General features: G+C 71.0%; 15 protein-coding genes and 2 pseudogenes. 6 read left to right on the top strand and 11 right to left on the bottom strand.

Annotation, left to right across the window (positions count from 1 at the left end; translation table 11 throughout):
• Window positions 1-52 precede the first annotated feature (52 nt).
• Complete coding sequence (locus ACQEWB_RS06620) at window positions 53-781, bottom strand: type 1 glutamine amidotransferase (RefSeq protein ID WP_432828012.1); 729 nt, start codon at window positions 779-781, stop codon at window positions 53-55.
• A gap of 17 nt (window positions 782-798) precedes the next feature.
• Window positions 799-2,037 carry a MurT ligase domain-containing protein gene (locus tag ACQEWB_RS06615; protein ID WP_432828010.1) on the bottom strand — a complete coding sequence of 413 codons (1,239 nt, stop codon included), beginning with the start codon at window positions 2,035-2,037 and terminating at the stop codon, window positions 799-801.
• Between the two features lie 113 nt (window positions 2,038-2,150).
• Here ACQEWB_RS06615 and def point away from each other — a divergent pair, with 113 nt between their 5' ends.
• Complete coding sequence (gene def / locus ACQEWB_RS06610) at window positions 2,151-2,693, top strand: peptide deformylase (RefSeq protein WP_432828008.1); 543 nt, start codon at window positions 2,151-2,153, stop codon at window positions 2,691-2,693.
• On the opposite strand, the gene ACQEWB_RS06605 is transcribed toward def, so the two are convergent.
• Window positions 2,690-3,334 carry a TetR family transcriptional regulator gene (locus ACQEWB_RS06605; RefSeq protein ID WP_432828006.1) on the bottom strand — a complete coding sequence of 215 codons (645 nt, stop codon included), beginning with the start codon at window positions 3,332-3,334 and terminating at the stop codon, window positions 2,690-2,692. The two genes, def and ACQEWB_RS06605, sit on opposite strands and share 4 nt — an antisense overlap.
• Before the next feature lie 172 nt (window positions 3,335-3,506).
• Here ACQEWB_RS06605 and ACQEWB_RS06600 point away from each other — a divergent pair, with 172 nt between their 5' ends.
• Window positions 3,507-4,733: an acyl-CoA dehydrogenase family protein gene (locus ACQEWB_RS06600; protein WP_432828004.1), complete on the top strand. Its 1,227-nt coding sequence runs from the start codon at window positions 3,507-3,509 to the stop codon at window positions 4,731-4,733.
• Here the strand turns inward: ACQEWB_RS06600 and ACQEWB_RS06595 are convergent.
• From ACQEWB_RS06595 to ACQEWB_RS06585, 3 genes and pseudogenes are all read right to left on the bottom strand, one after another.
• Window positions 4,730-5,248: a cupin domain-containing protein gene (locus tag ACQEWB_RS06595; protein ID WP_432828002.1), complete on the bottom strand. Its 519-nt coding sequence runs from the start codon at window positions 5,246-5,248 to the stop codon at window positions 4,730-4,732. The two genes, ACQEWB_RS06600 and ACQEWB_RS06595, sit on opposite strands and share 4 nt — an antisense overlap.
• Window positions 5,242-6,456 carry a cytochrome P450 gene (locus ACQEWB_RS06590; protein WP_432828000.1) on the bottom strand — a complete coding sequence of 405 codons (1,215 nt, stop codon included), beginning with the start codon at window positions 6,454-6,456 and terminating at the stop codon, window positions 5,242-5,244. The genes ACQEWB_RS06595 and ACQEWB_RS06590 overlap by 7 nt, the downstream gene beginning before the upstream one ends.
• Before the next feature lie 7 nt (window positions 6,457-6,463).
• Window positions 6,464-7,534, bottom strand: a pseudogene (locus ACQEWB_RS06585) (type III polyketide synthase); the annotation flags it as partial.
• 180 nt (window positions 7,535-7,714) lie between these two features.
• On the opposite strand from ACQEWB_RS06585, the pseudogene ACQEWB_RS06580 reads away from it, so the two are divergent.
• Window positions 7,715-8,376 (top strand): annotated as a pseudogene (locus ACQEWB_RS06580) (transcriptional regulator).
• A 1-nt stretch (window position 8,377) separates the two neighbouring features.
• Here the strand turns inward: ACQEWB_RS06580 and ACQEWB_RS06575 are convergent.
• The 5 genes from ACQEWB_RS06575 to ACQEWB_RS06555 all read right to left on the bottom strand — a co-directional run bounded on the left by ACQEWB_RS06575 (window position 8,378) and on the right by ACQEWB_RS06555 (window position 13,153).
• Window positions 8,378-8,614, bottom strand: a complete 237-nt coding sequence (locus tag ACQEWB_RS06575) for a DUF6213 family protein (protein WP_432827998.1) — start codon at window positions 8,612-8,614, stop codon at window positions 8,378-8,380.
• Window positions 8,615-8,639: 25 nt separating this feature from the next.
• Window positions 8,640-10,034 (bottom strand): NADP-dependent succinic semialdehyde dehydrogenase, encoded by a 1,395-nt coding sequence (locus tag ACQEWB_RS06570; RefSeq protein ID WP_432827996.1) that lies wholly within the window; start codon window positions 10,032-10,034, stop codon window positions 8,640-8,642.
• A gap of 96 nt (window positions 10,035-10,130) precedes the next feature.
• Complete coding sequence (locus tag ACQEWB_RS06565) at window positions 10,131-10,598, bottom strand: NUDIX domain-containing protein (protein WP_432827994.1); 468 nt, start codon at window positions 10,596-10,598, stop codon at window positions 10,131-10,133.
• Window positions 10,595-12,133, bottom strand: coding sequence for an ATP-dependent DNA ligase (locus tag ACQEWB_RS06560; RefSeq protein WP_432827992.1), 1,539 nt, complete (start codon window positions 12,131-12,133; stop codon window positions 10,595-10,597). The genes ACQEWB_RS06565 and ACQEWB_RS06560 overlap by 4 nt, the downstream gene beginning before the upstream one ends.
• 102 nt (window positions 12,134-12,235) lie before the next feature.
• A complete protein-coding gene (locus ACQEWB_RS06555; RefSeq protein WP_432827990.1) occupies window positions 12,236-13,153 on the bottom strand; it encodes an NAD(P)/FAD-dependent oxidoreductase in 918 nt (305 codons plus the stop codon).
• Between the two features lie 80 nt (window positions 13,154-13,233).
• Here ACQEWB_RS06555 and ACQEWB_RS06550 point away from each other — a divergent pair, with 80 nt between their 5' ends.
• From ACQEWB_RS06550 to gap, 3 genes are all read left to right on the top strand, one after another.
• Window positions 13,234-13,812, top strand: coding sequence for a helix-turn-helix domain-containing protein (locus ACQEWB_RS06550; protein ID WP_432827988.1), 579 nt, complete (start codon window positions 13,234-13,236; stop codon window positions 13,810-13,812).
• A 21-nt stretch (window positions 13,813-13,833) separates the two neighbouring features.
• A complete protein-coding gene (locus tag ACQEWB_RS06545; protein WP_432827986.1) occupies window positions 13,834-14,790 on the top strand; it encodes a GlxA family transcriptional regulator in 957 nt (318 codons plus the stop codon).
• A gap of 112 nt (window positions 14,791-14,902) precedes the next feature.
• Window positions 14,903-15,901 carry a type I glyceraldehyde-3-phosphate dehydrogenase gene (gene gap, locus ACQEWB_RS06540; protein WP_432827984.1) on the top strand — a complete coding sequence of 333 codons (999 nt, stop codon included), beginning with the start codon at window positions 14,903-14,905 and terminating at the stop codon, window positions 15,899-15,901.
• Window positions 15,902-15,951: the final 50 nt, after the last annotated feature.

The raw sequence follows: 15,951 nt of genomic DNA, 5'->3' as shown, positions 1-15,951 counted from the left end.
TGTGCGGACGCCCTGTCAGACGGGCTGGTTGCGGAGGGCCGACATCCAGGTGTCAGGCAGGCTGCTCGGCGGCTGCGATGCGCTCGTTGCGCAGCGCCTCGTACCAGCGGTCGTCGGTCGGCGGCAGCGCGTTGACGTCGAGCGCGAGCTTCAGCAGCAGGTCCGCGATCAGCGGGTTGCGGGCCAGCACCGGCCCGTGCATGTACGTACCGAAGACCGTGTCGTTGTACGCGCCCTCCGTGCCGTCCCCCGTGCCGTTGCCGTTGCCGAGCTTGACCTGGGCGAACGGGCGGGCCGTGGGGCCGAGGTGGGTGACGCCCTGGTGGTTCTCGAAGCCGGTCAGCGAGGGCAGGCCGAGGCGCGGGTCGATGTCGGCGAGCACGTCGCCGACGCACCGCTCGCCCTCGCCGCGCACCGAGACCACGTCGAGCAGGCCGAGGCCCGGCTCGCGCTGGCCGAGGTCGTTGATGAACTCGTGGCCGAGGATCTGGTAGCCGGCGCAGACCGAGAAGACGATCGCGCCGTTCTCCACGGCCCGGTGCAGTCCGCCGTCCCGGCGCAGCCGCTCGGCCGCGAGCCGCTGCGGACGGTCCTCGCCGCCGCCGATGAGGTAGATGTCGCCGGAGGTCGGGATCGGCTGGTCGCTGCGCACGTCGAGGCGGGCCACGTCGAGACGGCGCTGCCGCGCCCGGCGCTCCACGACGAGGACGTTGCCCTGGTCGCCGTAGGTGCTGAGCAGGTCGGGGTAGATCCAGACGACCCGCAGGCTGTTGTCGCTCACAAAAGTCCCCTGAGTTCTCAGTTGCCGACGCGGCGGCGCAGGTCCTGGAAGGCGGTGTAGTTGGCGATGACCTCGATCCGGCCGTGCGGGCTCATCTGCACCGCCTGGTCGAGGTTCTCGCACACCTGGAAGTTCTGGTTCGCGACCTCGAGACGCACCGCGAGGTCCAGCCGGCGGTCGCCGATGACGCAGATCGGGTGGCCGGACAGGCGCGTGTAGTCGACGTCCCAGAGCCAGGAGGTGTCGGTGCCGTCGGCGCCGCGGGCGTTCACCGAGAGGATCACCGGGGTGGGTGGAGGATCGATAAGGCTGAACGTTTCGAGCCAGCCCGCCGGGTTCTTCGCGAGCAGCAGCCGCAGGTCGCGCTCCTGGAACTGGACCACGTCGTAGCGGCCGGCCACGGCCTGCACCTGGTACATGCGCTCGAGGGCGACCTGCGGCGGCACGCCGAAGACGGCGGCGACGGCGGCCGAGGAGGCGGCGTTGGCCTTGTTGGCGCGGCCGGGCAGCTGGAGGTGGATCGGCCAGGCGGAACCGTGCGGGTCGAGGACGTGGTCGCCGGACAGCGCCCAGCTGGGCGTCGGCCGCCGGAAGCCGCACTCGCCGCAGAACCAGTCGTCGCCGGGCCGCTGCATCACACCGCCGCAGGACGGGCAGGACCAGGCGTCGTCCTTCCACATCTGGCCGGCGGCGACCCAGATCACGTTGGGCGAGGAAGAGGCGGCCCACACCACCAGCGGGTCGTCGGCGTTGGCGACGATCACGGCCTTCGAGCCCGCGAGGCCCTCGCGCCAGTTCTCCGCGAGCATGCGGGTCTCGGCGGCGCGGTCGAGCTGGTCGCGGGAGAGGTTGAGCAGGGCGATGCACTTCGGGTCGGTGTCCCGGGCCACGCCCGCGAGGTACTTCTCGTCGACCTCGATGACGCCGTACCTGGCGTCCGAACCGCCCGCGAGGGCCGAGGTGATGCCGGCCGGCATGTTGGCGCCGAGCGCGTTGGAGACGACCGGGCCGGCGGCGCCGAGGGCCTCCGCGATGAGCCGGGTGGTCGTGGTCTTGCCGTTGGTCGCCGAGACCAGGACCACGTCCAGGTGCTGGGCGAGCCGCGCCAGGAGGTCGGGGTCGAGCTTGAGCGCCACCCGGCCACCGATCACCGAACCGCTGCCGCGCCCCGCGGCTCGCGACGCCGCCGCGACCGCCTTGCCCGCGGTCACGGCCAGCTTGGCCCGCGGCGTGAGCGGGTCCGAGTTGCCTGACATCAGTTCTCGATCCTCCTTGCGTACGCGCCGCGCCTCTGCCTGACGGCAACGTGGTGTGGACCTCAGCCTATCGAGATCTGTTCACGCTCCCGAACCGCCGTACCCTTGCGGCCATGCGAAACGGCTCCATTCCGGGCACCCGCGGGCGTGTCCGGCCTCTCACCCTGCTGGGGGACCCGGCACTGCACGCCCCGTGCGACGAGGTCGCCGACTTCGGTTCCGAACTGGTGTCGCTCGTGGAGGACTTGTTCGCGACGATGTACGCGGCACAGGGAGTGGGCCTCGCCGCGAACCAGATCGGCGAGTCGTTGCGGGTGTTCGTGTACGACTGCCCCGACGACGAGGACGTCCGCCACCTGGGTCACGTGGTGAACCCCCGCCTCGTCGAGGCCGACGGAGTGGTGCTCCGCGGCCCGGAGGGCTGTCTGTCCCTGCCGGGCCTGGAGGCGGGGACGGAGCGGTACGACCATGCGGTCGTCGAGGGCTTCACGGCGACCGGGGAGCCGGTGACCGTGCACGGCACGGGTTTCTTTGCGAGGTGTTTGCAGCACGAATGCGACCACCTTGAGGGCAGGGTCTACGCCGACCACCTGACGGGACTGCGCCACCGACGCCTGATGCGACAGGTGGCGCGATCCTCCTGGCACCGGAGCTAGAACCCGGGACCGCCGATCCTGTCGCCCGCCGCCGCGAGCCGGCCCCACAGGAGGTCGGCCAGGCTGCGGACCAACTCCGCCCGCGAGCACGGGCGTTCGCCGAGCCACCAGTCGCCCGCCGCGTGCATCATGCCGACGATGCCGTGGCCCCAGACACGGGCCAGCTGCTGGCTCTCCGGGCCGAGGTCCAGCCGGTCCTCGATGACCTGGGCCAGTTCCTCGCCCATCCTGCGCAGCAGCGGTGCCGAGTGCTTGCCGACGTCGAAGCCCTGGTCGGCGGAGGGTGTGCCCTCCGCCGGGTGCATCAGGAAGCGGTACACCTGGGGGCGGGCCTCGATCGCCGCGAGGTACGTGTCCAGCGTGGCCTCGACCCGCTCCCGCCGGTCCGCCGGGGCGTCGAGCGCGGCCCGGAGCGAGTTGAGCAGCGCGTCGGTGTGCCGCTTGGCCAGCGCGGCGTAGAGTCCGTTCTTGTCCCCGAAGTGCCGGTACAGGATCGGCTTCGTGATACCCGCTTCCGCCGCGATGGCGTTCATCGAGGCCTGTGGGCCGTCGCGCAGCACCACTCTGTCCGCGGCCTCCAGCAACTCGCGCCGACGTCGGTCGGCGGACCGCTGCTGTTCGGTCCGCTGTGTGGTGTCCATGAGCTCTCCCCACCCGTGCTAATTCGGTGACGCCTGCGCAAACTAACACTCAACATGCCCTCACCATCGAACTGGCTGCCGAGGCGTCATCAGGAGTTGACTTTTCCTACCGGTGAGTAACAGACTGGAGTTACCGCTAGTAACATGCACGTGCGCCGCCGCTGGAGGGGTCATGGCCGAGTTCACCATGGAGCTCAACGACGAACAGAAGGAGGTCCGGGACTGGCTGCACGGCTTCGCCGCCGACGTCATCCGTCCCGCCGCCGCCGAATGGGACGAGCGTGAGGAGACTCCCTGGCCGGTCATCCAGGAGGCCGCGAAGGTAGGCATCTACTCCCTCGACTTCTACGCCCAGCAGTACTTCGACCCCACCGGGCTCGGTATCCCGATGGCGATGGAGGAGCTGTTCTGGGGCGACGCGGGCATCGCCCTGTCGATCGTAGGCACCGGACTCGCCGCCGTGGGCGTTCTCGCCAACGGAACCGAGGAGCAGATCGGCACCTGGATCCCGCAGATGTACGGCGACGCGAACGATGTGAAGGTCGCCGCGTTCTGCTCCTCCGAGCCCGACGCCGGCTCCGACGTGGCCTCCATGCGCACGCGTGCGGTGTACGACGAGGCCAAGGACGAGTGGGTGCTCAACGGCACGAAGACCTGGGCGACCAACGGCGGCATCGCCAACGTCCACGTCGTCGTCGCGGTCGTCGACTCGGAGCTGGGCTCCAAGGGCCACGCCTCCTTCATCGTCCCGCCGAACACTCCGGGGCTGTCCCAGGGCCAGAAGTTCAAGAAGCACGGCATCCGCGCCTCGCACACCGCCGAGGTCGTCCTGGAGAACGTCCGGGTGCCCGGCTCCTGCCTCCTCGGCGGCAAGGAGAAACTCGACCAGCGGCTCGCGCGTGCCCGTGAGCGGGCCAAGTCGGGCGGCGAGCGGGTGAAGAACGCGGCCATGGCCACGTTCGAGGCTTCGCGGCCGGCGGTGGGTGCGATGGCGGTCGGTACGGCTCGTGCGGCGTACGAGGTGGCCCTCGACTACGCCAAGACGCGCTCGCAGTTCGGCCGCCCGATCATCGACAACCAGGGCGTCGCCTTCCAGCTCGCGGACATGCGTACGTCGATCGACGCGGCCCGTCTGCTGGTGTGGCGCGCGTCCTGGATGGCGATCAACGGCAAGCAGTTCACGGCCGCCGAGGGCTCCATGTCCAAGCTCTTCGCGAGCGAGACGGCGAAGAAGGTCACGGCCCAGGCGGTGCAGATACTGGGCGGCAACGGCTACACGCGGGAGTACCCGGTGGAGCGGATGCACCGTGACGCGGCGATCTACACGATCTTCGAGGGTACGAGCGAGATCCAGCGCCTGGTCATCGCCCGCACCCTGTCCGGAATGCCCATCCGCTAACGATGTCTGAGCGGCGTCAGCTGCTCGATGTCGTACCTCGACCGCAACTCCTCGATCGCCGCGTGATCCGGCGGGCCCCCGCTTCCCAGGATCTCGAGCAACTCCTCGAAGTAACGCTCGTGATCCGGGGGCGGGCTCGCCTGGAAGAACATCCTTGCCGGGGTGTCCGTCGGGTTGGCGAAGGCGTGTGGGCAGCCCGGTGGTACGACGATCACCGTGCCCGGGGTCGCTCGTACCACCCTGTTGCCCGAACTCGACTCCCAGCGCTGCCAGTTGTCCGGCGTCCGTACCCTCGGCTCGAAGGCGAGGACGTCCAGCTCGCCCTCCAGGACGTAGAACAACTCCTCGCTGCGGGTGTGGACATGGGCGCCCACGTCGAAGCCCGGCGGGACCTCCACCTCGAAGGTGGAGGCCATGCGGGAGTGGGTGCCGGTGACCTTGAAGGTGACTCGCTGGGCCGGGGTCTGGACCACCCGGCCGTGGCCCGGCGGGACCAGGAGCCCCTCGCTCACCATGTGACCGGCAGGGCTTCGGGGCCGCGGATCAACGCGCCCTTCTTGAAGGGGACCTGGTCCGGCGGGACCGCCAGTTTCAGGGTCGGTACGCGGTCCAGGAGCGCGTCCACCAGGAGCTCCGACTCCAGTCTCGCCAGCATGCCGCCCGGGCAGTAGTGCGGCCCGAAGCCGAAGGAGACGTGGGGGTTGGGGGAGCGGGCGAAGTCGATCGTCTCCGGGTCGGGGAAGACGTCCGGGTCGCGGTTGGCGGCCAGGTAGGAGACGTAGACCGGGTCGTTCCTGCGGATCCGTACGCCTCTGATCTCCACGTCCTCCGTCGCGATCCGCGAGAGGCCGACCGCGTTGCGGTGCGGGATGTAGCGCAGGAGTTCGTCGATGGCCCTGGGGCGGATCTCCGGTTCCGCGCGCAGGCGTTCGGCCAGGTCGGGGCGGGTCAGCAGCAGGTAGAACATCTGCCCGCTGTTGTTGGTGACCGCCTCGCCGCCGATCTGGAGGAGCACGGCGAGACCCACCGCCTCGTCCAGGGTCATCTCACCGCGCCCGACCGCGGCACCGAGCAGGGACGCCACGTCCTCGCCGGAGCTGCCCTCCCGCAGGCCGATGAGGTCGGCGAAGTACGCGCCCATCTCGTTCTTGGCCTTCTCGCTGACCTTCGCGCCGTGCGAGGAGGACAGGATCAGCTGGGTCCAGGTGTGCATGCCGTGCCGGTCGGCCGCCGGGACGCCCATCAGCTCGCAGATCACGGCGATGGGGAAGGGGCTGAGGACGGCCTCGCCGAGGTCGGCGGGCGGGCCGTCCTGGAGCATCTCGTCGACGAGTTCGTCGAGCATCCGGCGCGACCGCTCGCGCACCCGCTCCACGCCCTTCGCGGTGAAGGCGGCGGCGACCGAGCGGCGCAGCCGGGTGTGGTCCGGCGGGTCGAGGAAGCCGACCGCACCGCGCTGCGGGATGAAGTGCGGGGCGAGCCGGGTGACCGGCTGGTCCATGACCGCCTCGCGGCTGAAGCGAGGGTCGTTGGTCACCATCCGTACGTCGTCGTACCGGGTGACCAGCCAGGCCCAGCCCTCGCCGTTGGGCAGCTGGACGCGGGTCACGGGACCCTCGCGCATCAGCTCGCTCAGCACCGGGTCGAAGTCGACGCCGGTGAGGTCGAGGGCCGGCCAGTGCCGGACCGGGGGCAGTGTCTCTGTCAGGGTTTCTTCGCTCATGCCGTACTCATGCCGCCTCTAGGTCGTCCCGGCGCCAGCGGCCGAGGGACATCTCCGCCGTGATGCCGGGTCCGAACCCGGCGAGCAGCCCGCGCGCCCGGTCGTGGGCGCCGCCCTCGTCGAACAGCCGGCGCAGCGCGTCCAGGACGACGGCGCTGGCGATGTTGCCGTACTCGGTGAGCGTGGCCCGGCTGAACCGGAAGGCGTGCGGGTCGACCTGCAGGAACTTGCTGAGGTCGTCGAGTATTCGGGGCCCGCCCGCGTGGACTATGTAGAAGTCCAGGTCGGCGGCGTCCCAGCCGTGCAACCCCGCGAGGTCCTGGAGCGCCGGGGCGAGCGGCTCCATGGTGGCCGGCACCCGCTTGTCCAGCAGGAAGTGGAATCCGGTGGCCCGGACGTCGTACATGATCCAGTCCTCGGTCTTGGGGATCAGGTACGAGCCGTTGCGCTCCAGCTCGATGCCCTCGCCGCCGCGTCCGCGGACCACGGCCGCGGCGATCCCGTCGCCGAACAGGCCGTTGCAGAGCAGGGATCCGACGCCGAGGTCGGTGGGCTGGTAGCACAGCGAGCAGAACTCGCAGGCCACGATGAGGGCGTTGGCCTCGGGGTAGGCCGAACAGAAGTCGTGCGCCCGGTTGATGGCGGCGCCGCCGGCCGCGCAGCCCAGCTGGGCGATGGGGATCTGCCGGGTGGTGGCGTCGAAGTCCATCTCGTTGATCAGCCAGGCCGTGAGCGAGGGCATCATGAAGCCCGTGCACGACACGTAGACGATCACGTCGATGTCGCTGGTGAGCAGCTCGGCGTCGTCCAGCGCCCGCTGGATCACGGCGGGGACCCGGGCCTTCGCCTCGGCCACGTAGACCTTGTTGCGCTCCTCGAAGCCGGGGTGCTTCAGGGTCTCCTCGATCGGCTGCACGATGTGCCGGGTGCGCACACCGGTGTTCTCGATCAGCCGGAGGGCCAGCGGCAGTTGGGGATGGCCGGCGTGACGGGAGGCTGCCAGCTCCAGCGTCTCCTCCATCGTGATCACGTGTTCTGGGACGGACACCGAGGGTCTGCACAAAGTCGCCATGAACCGCGCCTGCTTTCGCCGTCCGGAAGGCTTTCGGCCCCCCGGTCAGAAGGTGGTTCACCTCTGGGGGTGGTTCACCCACGATCACCCGACGGGGCGACGATCTCGCGCCGGACTACTCCGTCTCGGGGACCCCCGTGTAAAGGTCGGATCAGGAGCCCCACATCCGAACCGACGGAGGACCCGATGGCGCGCACGGCCACGGAACTGCTGCGAACGACCACCTCGGAGCTGGCCCCGGACCCCCGGGCCAACCCCCTGGTCCCGCTGATCGCCCGGGGCGAGGCGCCCCTCGACACCCTGGCCACGCTGGCCCTGGAACAGTGGTGGGTGATCCCGGCGGACCGCACCGCGTTCCTGCATCTGGCGCAACGGGCGGGGAGGAGCCGGAGGCGGCGGCGTTCTTCACGATGCTGGCCGAGGGCGAGGCGCTGGCGTCACGGCATCTGGAACCGTTCGCGGCGGCGTGCGGCATCGACGAGGCCCGGGTCCAGGCCTACGAGCCCCTCCCGGGCTGCCAGGCCTACCCCGCGTATGTCGCCTGGCTGGCCCTGAACGCCACCCCGACGGACGTGGTCCTGGCGATCACGGCCAACTTCTCGGCGTGGGGCGGCTATTGCGCGACGATCGCGAGGGCCCTGCGCACGGAGTACGGCTTCAAGGCCGAGTCCTGCGCGTTCTTCGACTTCTTCGCCGAGCCGGCGACCGAGCTGGACGAGAGGGCGACGGCGGCGGTACGGGCGGGCCTGGACGCGGGGATCCTCGACGAGGAACGCGCACACACATACGGCCGCCTACTCCAGAGCTACGAGGCCATGTTCTGGGCGACGCTCGGTCAGCTGACCTGAGCTAGCCACTCTGCTCACTGCTGTGAGCAATACACGCCACGTCAATACGATCGGCGAGCTTCGCCAACTCGATCGTCAGCGCGGCCACCGTGTCCTCGTCGAGCCCACCCTCCCCGGCCTCCACCAGATGCAGCCACCGCCCACCCACGGTCCGCAAAAGCTTGCTCACATCGGCGGCGGCCACCTGCAAGGTCCCGCGGTCGTCGACGATCAGAGGCAGAGTCACTTCGCGGTTCACAAGCGGGATGTTAGCCGCGCAACGCTCACGCCCCGTGCCAAACCGTGGTGATGTTGCAGAACTCCCGGATTCCGTGCCCGGACAGCTCACGCCCGTACCCGGACCGCTTGACCCCGCCGAACGGGAACGCCGGGTGCGAGGCGGTCATGCCGTTGAAGAACACCCCGCCGGCCTCCAGGTCCCGTACGAAACGGTCCACCTCCGCCTCGTCCCGCGTCCACACGTTCGAACTCAGCCCGAACGGCGAGTCGTTGGCGATGAGCACGGCCTCGTCGAGACCGGAGGCCCGGTACAACGTGGCCACCGGTCCGAACGCCTCCTCGCGGTGGATCCGCATCTCGCGGGTGATCCCGGCGAGGACCGTCGGCGGGTAGTACCAGCCCGGCAGCTCGGGCCGCCGCAGCCGGTGGCCGCCGCACAGCACGGTCGCCCCGCTGCGCTTCGCGTCCTCGACCAGCTCCTCCAGATCGTCCCGCCCCTGCTCGCTGGCGAGTGGCCCGACCTCGGTGTCCTCCTCCATCGGGTCGCCGACCTTCAGCGCCTTCATGCCCTCGACGAACCGCTCGGCGAACCGGTCGTAGACGTCGGCGTGCACGATGAACCGCTTGGCGGCGATGCAGGACTGCCCGTTGTTCTGCACGCGCGCGGTCACCGCGATCTGCGCGGCCCGGTCGATGTCGGCGGACGGCATGACGATGTACGGGTCGCTGCCGCCGAGCTCCAGCACCGTCTTCTTGATCATCTCGCCGGAGGTGGAGGCCACGGCCCGCCCCGCGGGCTCGCTGCCCGTAAGGGTGGCCGCCCTGACCCGCTCGTCGCGCAGGATCTCGTCGACCGCGCCGGAGCCGACGAGCAGCGTCTGGAAGCAGCCCTCCGGGTAGCCGGCCTGGTGGAAGAGGTCCTCGAGGAAGAGGGCGGTCTGCGGGACGTTCGAGGCGTGCTTGAGCAGGCCCACGTTGCCCGCCATCAGCGCGGGCGCGGCGAAGCGGATCACCTGCCAGAGCGGGAAGTTCCACGGCATCACGGCGAGCACCGGCCCCAGCGGCCGGTAGCGCACGCGGACCCGGGACCCGCCGGAGTCCTTCACGTCGAATTCGGCGGGCTCCTCGTCCGCGAGGAGTTCCTCGGCGTGGTCGGCGTACCAGCGCATCGCCTTGGCGCACTTGGCGACCTCCGCGCGGGCCTGCTTGACGGGCTTGCCCATCTCCGTGGTCATCACGCGCCCGATGTCCTGCTGCATCCCGTCGAGCAGCTCGGCGGCCCGGTGCATCAGCCGGGCGCGCTCGGCGAACGACGTCGTCCGGTACGTGCGGAACGTCGCCTCCGCGAGCTGGAGCCGGCGCTCCAGCTCCTCCTCGCCCATGGCCTCGTACGTCTTGAGCGTCTCGCCGTTCGCCGGGTTCACCGTCGCGATGGGCATGGCTGACCTCCTGGGGGCGGCTCTGTGTTACGACCTTCCCGCGCACCGCGGGCGACCGCAACGCATGTGCGTCTGCTCAGGGCCCCACGGAGCCCGTCAGCCCGAGTGCTCCGCCAGCCGGTCGAGAAACGCGGCCTGGGCCTTCACGATCACGGCCCTGGCCCGGTCGAGACCGAACCACTCCACCCGGTCCAGCTCCGGGAACTCCTGGACGTTCCCCGACTTCGGCGGCCACTCCATCCGGAAGGTGCCCGGCTCGATCGTGGCCGGGTCGAGGTCGGCCTCGATCGCCCAGGCCGTGACCACCTTGCCGTTGGTCTGCCGCACCTCGCCCAGCTCGGTCGCCTCCCCGTCCGGCGGCGCCAGCCCGAGCTCCTCCTGGAACTCCCGGCGCGCCGCGTCCCAGGCGGTCTCCTCCGCGGGCTCGTACTCGCCCTTGGGCACGCCCCACGCCCCGGCGTCCCGTTTCGCGAAGAACGGGCCGCCCATATGGCCGAGCAACACCTCCAGGCCGCGGTCGGTGTGCCGGTACAACAGCAGGCCCGCGCTGCGCTTGTCGGTCACGGTCGCACCTCCGGGTGGGCGGCGAGCAGGGTCTCGACGGTGTCGGCCTCCTCGGGGCGCTTGTCCTCGCGGTAGCGGACCACGCGGGCGAAGCGGAGGGTGACACCGGCCGGGTAGCGGGTGGACTTCTGCAGGCCGTCGTAGGCGATCTCGACGACGAGTTCGGGGCGTACGGTCACCACATGGCCGTTGGTGTCGACCGCCAGCTCCTGGAGTCGCTCGGTCTGCCACGTCAGTATCGCGTCGGTCATGCCCTTGAAGGTCTTGCCGAGCATGGCGAAGCCGCCGTCGGCGGTGCGGGCGCCGAGGTGGAGGTTGGAGAGCTTGCCGGTGCGGCGGCCGTGGCCCCACTCGGCGGCCAGTACGACGAGGTCGAGCGTGTGGACGGGCTTGACCTTCAGCCAGGACGCGCCGCGCCGGCCCGCGCTGTAGGTGGCGTCCAGGGCCTTGACCACGACGCCCTCGTGGCCGCGTCCGAGGGTCGCGGCCAGGAAGTCCTCGGCCGCGGTGACGTCCTCGGAGCCCGACACCAGCGTGCGGCGTACCCGCATCGGCTCGGGGACGAGGCGGGCCAGCTCCGCGTGGCGTTCGGTGAAGGGCAGGTCGAGGAGGTCGCGGTCGTCGACGGAGAGGGCGTCGAAGAAGACGGGGGAGACGGGGACCTCGTGGGCGGCCGTCGCCACGTCGGTGCGGGAGCCGACGCGGCCCGCGGTCTCCTGGAAGGACCGTGGCCGCCCGTCCTTGTCGAACGCGATGACCTCGCCGTCCAGGATGAACCGCTCGCCCCTCAACCGCAGTGCGGCGCCGGTCAGTTCGGGGAGGCGGTCGGTGATGTCGTCGAGGGTGCGGGTGTAGATCCGTACGGTGTCGCCGTCCCGGTGCACCTGGACGCGGATGCCGTCCAGCTTCTCCTCGACCGCGCACGCGCCGAGCTTCTCGACCGCCTCGGTCACCGAGGAGGCGGTGTGCGCGAGCATGGGGAGGACCGGGCGGCCGACGGTGAGGCGGAAGCGGTCGAGGGAGGCCGGGCCGTCGGCGAGCAGGGCCTGCGCGACCGTCTGGAGCGACCCGGCCAGCATCACCGCCCGGCGTACGTCCGCGGATGGTGCCTCGGTGGCCTGCGCCAGGCCCTCCACGGCGACGGCGTCCAGGGCGCCCTGCCTCACCTCGCCGGTGATCAGGCCGAACAGGAAGCGCTGCTCGTCCTTGGTGGCTGCGGCCATCAACTCGCCCACCAGGCGGGTGCGTTCGGCCTGCGAGCCGGTGCCGGAGACTTTGGCCAGGTCGGTCAGCAGGGCGTCCACCTCGTGCACGGTGAGCGTTGGTTCGGTGGCGGGGGTGACCTGGTGACCGAGTACCTTCCAGCCGATGCCGAGCCGGCCCTGGGGGAGGCGTCCCGCGAGGTAGGGGATGACGATCGGTACGTCGTCCGGCTCGGCGTCTCGGAACAGTTCGGCGAGGAGGGCGATCTTCTTCGAGCGTGCGGAGGTGGCGGCGACCTCCTGGGACACGTGGGTTAGCCGGGCAAGCAGCATGTAGCCATAGTGCGGCGCGCTCCGCTGGGTTTCACCCGGAAGAGAGGGTTGTGTGCCGACTGCGGGTGTGTGGGGGCTGGTCGCGCAGTTCCCCGCGCCCCTTCAGGGCGTTGCGTCCAAGTCGGTCATGAGGAGCTCTCCGTTGACGGTGGCTCCCGCCCGATAGCCGCCCGCCGCCGCGTTGACGACCTGTTCGGCGAAGCCCATCGCGTTACCTACCGCCCATACGCCGGGCACCGTCGTCCGGCCGGTCGGATCGACCACGGGGTACGCGCCGAACGGCGTCTCCTCGAATTCGGCGCCGAGGCGCTCCAGGAGGTCCGTCTGCGGGATCGCCCGGGGTGCGGTGAAGACGACCTCGCGTGCGTGCGTCGAACCGTCCACCAGCCGTACGCCCGTCAGCCGGTCCTCCTCGACCACCAGCTCCGCGACCTCGCCGGGGACGACCTGCACTCCCGCCGCCGCGAGCCTGCGCAGGTCGTCGTCGGTCAGCTCGTCCTCCGTGACCGTGTGCAGGAAGAGGATCACGTCCTTGGACCACTGGGAGACCATCAGCGCCTGGTGGACGCTCATCGGGGTCGTGGCGAGGACGCCGAAGGACCGGTCGCGGACCTCCCACCCATGGCAGTACGGGCAGTGGATCACGTCTCGGCCGAAGCGTTCGGCCACGCCAGGGACCGTCGGGAGCTCGTCGCGGAGGCCGGTGGCGATGACGAGGCGCCTTCCGTGTACGGCTCGGCCGCTCGCGAGGGTGACCGTGAACCCCTCGGTGACGTCGACCGCGCGGTCGCGGATCAGGTCGACGCCGTACCGTGCGATCTCCTCGCGGCCGAGCGCCAGGAACTCGGCCGGTGGCATGCCGTCGCGGGTGAGGTAGCCCTGCATGTGGGCGGCGGGTGCGTTGCGGGGTTCGCCGGCGTCGACGACCAGGGTGCGGCGGCGGGCGCGGCCCAGGACGAGTGCCGCGGAGAGGCCCGCCGCTCCGCCGCCGACGACGATCACTTCGTACTGCTCGGTCATGGGTGACCACCTCCACGGCCGACGGTCCCGCGCTCCCGACCGCGTTGACAAACCCGTTTGCCGAAACTGCAATGGCGGTCATGACTGACGACACGTACGAGGTGCTGGCCGAGGTCGGGCCCCGGCTGCGCCGCATCCGCAAGGAGCGGGGTGCCACGCTCGCCGGGCTGTCGGCGGCGACCGGCATCTCGGTGAGCACGCTGTCGCGGCTGGAGTCCGGGCTGCGCAAGCCCAGCCTGGAGCTGCTGCTGCCGATCGCGCGGGCGCACCAGGTGCCGTTGGACGAGCTGGTCGGGGCGCCGCCGGTGACCGATCCCCGGGTGCGGGCCGAGCCGCTGGTCCGGCACGGGCGTACCTTCTGGCCGCTGACCCGGCAGCCCGGCGGGCTCCAGGCCTTCAAGGTGCTGGTGCCGCAGCGCGAGGAGGAGCCCGAGCTGCGGACGCACGAGGGCTATGAGTGGCTGTACGTGCTCTCGGGGCGGTTGCGGGTGGTGCTCGCGGAGCACGACGTGGTGATGACGGCGGGGGAGGCGGCCGAGTTCGACACGCGGGTGCCGCACTGGTTCGGGTCCACGGGGGAGGGGCCGGCGGAGTTCCTGAGCCTGTTCGGGCCGCAGGGGGAGCGGATGCACGTGCGGGCGCGGCCGAAGAAGGCCTGACCTCCTCGTACGCTGGTCACCGTGGAGCCCGCCCGTCTGCGCCGTGTCGCCGTCCTCGTCCTCGAAGGCGCCAAGCCGCTCGATGTAGGCATCCCGGCCCAGGTGTTCACGACCCGCGCGAGCATGCCGTACGAGGTGCGGGTGTGTGGCGCCGCGGCCGGGCTCGTGACCGGTGGTGACGGCCTGGCGTATCACGTCGCCCATGGGCTCGACGCGCTCGCCTGGGCCGATGTCGTGTTCGTGCCCGGGTACCGGTTCCCGGACCGGGAGGATCCGCCGCGGGCCGTCGTGGGCGCGCTGGTCGCCGCCCATGCGCGGGGCGCGCGGCTCGCCGCCATCTCGACCGGGGCCTTCGCGCTCGCCGCCACGGGGCTGCTCGACGGCAGGCGGGCCACGACGCACTGGCACTACACGCGGGCGCTCGCCGCGAAGCATCCGCTCGTCCAGGTCGACGAGAACGTGCTGTTCGTCGACGAGGGCAGCGTGCTGACCTCGGCCGGCGCCGCGTCCGGCATCGACCTGTGTCTGCACATCCTGCGCGGCGATCTCGGGGTGGCCGCCTCCAACCACGCGGCCCGGCGCCTGGTGGCCGCCCCCTACCGCAGCGGCGGCCAGGCGCAGTACGTGCCGCGCAGCGTGCCCGAGCCGCTCGGCGAACGGTTCGCCGCCACCCGTGAATGGGCCCTGCGCCGGCTGGGCGAGCCCCTCGGGCTCGACGCGCTCGCCCGGCATGCGGCGGTGTCCGCGCGTACGTTCTCGCGGCGCTTCGTCGAGGACACCGGGTACACGCCGATGCAGTGGGTCATGCGGGCCCGCATCGACCGGGCCCGTGAGCTGCTGGAACGTTCGGAGCTGAGCGTCGAGCAGATCGCGGTGGACGTGGGGCTGGGGACCGGTTCGAATCTGCGGGCGCACTTCCAGCGCATCCTCGGGACCACGCCGAGCGAGTACCGGCGCACCTTCACACGGGGTGAGTAGGCCGACGTGGTGGTGCCTGGCGCGATCCTTGCGAACCATGGCGCTCGCGCCACTGCCGCGGCCCTACCCCCGCACGCGACGCTGGTGGTGACGAACCGAAGGGACACCATTCATGACTCGCATCGCCGTCAACGGATTCGGCCGCATCGGCCGCAATGTGCTGCGCGCCCTGCTCGAACGCGACAGCGAGATCGAGGTCGTCGCCGTGAACGACCTCACCGAGCCCGCCACCCTGGCCCGCCTCCTCGCCTTCGACTCGACCTCCGGCCGGCTCGGCCGCCCGGTGAGCGTCGACGGCGACACCCTGGTCGTCGACGGGCGGCGCATCAAGGTGCTCGCCGAGCGTGAGCCGGCGCAGCTGCCGTGGGCCGAGCTGGGCGTCGACATCGTGCTGGAGTCGACGGGCCGTTTCACCTCCGCCAAGGCCGCCCGCGCCCACCTCGACGCGGGTGCCCGCAAGGTGCTCGTCAGCGCGCCCTCGGACGGCGCCGACGTCACGCTCGCGTACGGCGTCAACACCGAGGCGTACGACCCCGAGCTGCACACGATCGTCTCGAACGCCTCCTGCACGACCAACGCGCTCGCCCCGCTCGCCGCGGTCCTCGACGAACTCGCGGGCATCGAGCACGGGTTCATGACCACCGTGCACGCCTACACGCAGGAGCAGAACCTCCAGGACGGGCCGCACCGCGACGCCCGCCGGGCCCGCGCCGCCGGCGTCAACATCGTGCCGACGACGACGGGTGCCGCGAAGGCGATCGGCCATGTGCTGCCGGGCCTGGACGGCAAGCTGTCCGGCGACTCGATCCGGGTGCCGGTTCCGGTGGGCTCGATCGTCGAGCTGAACACCACGGTCGCGCGTGACGTGACCCGCGAGGACGTGCTGGCCGCGTACCGCGCCGCCGCGGAGGGCCCGCTGGCCGGCGTCCTCGAGTACTCCGAGGACCCGCTGGTGTCGTCCGACATCACCGGCAACCCGGCCTCGTCGATCTTCGACTCGGCTCTCACCCGTGTCGACGGCCGCCACATCAAGGTGGTCGCCTGGTACGACAACGAGTGGGGCTTCTCCAACCGGGTGATCGACACGTTGGAGCTGCTCGCGGCTCGCTGAGCGGTCACTCGGGCAGGAGGGCGGGTACCGGACCGGTTCCGGTACCCGCC

This window comes from Streptomyces sp. CA-249302, assembly GCF_050936785.1.
Taxonomy (GTDB): Bacteria; Actinomycetota; Actinomycetes; order Streptomycetales; family Streptomycetaceae; genus Streptomyces.
Note: the sequence above shows the minus strand (reverse complement) of the source record. Positions and strands in the feature narration are given on the sequence as shown.

What these genes read in the sequence shown, in the direction of transcription:
- ACQEWB_RS06600 (WP_432828004.1), top strand. Translation starts at nt 3,507, where the DNA reads ATGGCCGAGTTCACCATGGAGCTCAACGACGAACAGAAGGAGGTCCGG.
- gap (WP_432827984.1), top strand. Translation starts at nt 14,903, where the DNA reads ATGACTCGCATCGCCGTCAACGGATTCGGCCGCATCGGCCGCAATGTG.
- ACQEWB_RS06595 (WP_432828002.1), bottom strand. Translation starts at nt 5,248, where the DNA reads ATGGTGAGCGAGGGGCTCCTGGTCCCGCCGGGCCACGGCCGGGTGGTC.
- ACQEWB_RS06550 (WP_432827988.1), top strand. Translation starts at nt 13,234, where the DNA reads ATGACTGACGACACGTACGAGGTGCTGGCCGAGGTCGGGCCCCGGCTG.
- def (WP_432828008.1), top strand. Translation starts at nt 2,151, where the DNA reads ATGCGAAACGGCTCCATTCCGGGCACCCGCGGGCGTGTCCGGCCTCTC.
- ACQEWB_RS06590 (WP_432828000.1), bottom strand. Translation starts at nt 6,456, where the DNA reads ATGAGCGAAGAAACCCTGACAGAGACACTGCCCCCGGTCCGGCACTGG.
- ACQEWB_RS06605 (WP_432828006.1), bottom strand. Translation starts at nt 3,334, where the DNA reads ATGGACACCACACAGCGGACCGAACAGCAGCGGTCCGCCGACCGACGT.
- ACQEWB_RS06615 (WP_432828010.1), bottom strand. Translation starts at nt 2,037, where the DNA reads ATGTCAGGCAACTCGGACCCGCTCACGCCGCGGGCCAAGCTGGCCGTG.
- ACQEWB_RS06560 (WP_432827992.1), bottom strand. Translation starts at nt 12,133, where the DNA reads ATGCTGCTTGCCCGGCTAACCCACGTGTCCCAGGAGGTCGCCGCCACC.
- ACQEWB_RS06570 (WP_432827996.1), bottom strand. Translation starts at nt 10,034, where the DNA reads ATGCCCATCGCGACGGTGAACCCGGCGAACGGCGAGACGCTCAAGACG.
- ACQEWB_RS06555 (WP_432827990.1), bottom strand. Translation starts at nt 13,153, where the DNA reads ATGACCGAGCAGTACGAAGTGATCGTCGTCGGCGGCGGAGCGGCGGGC.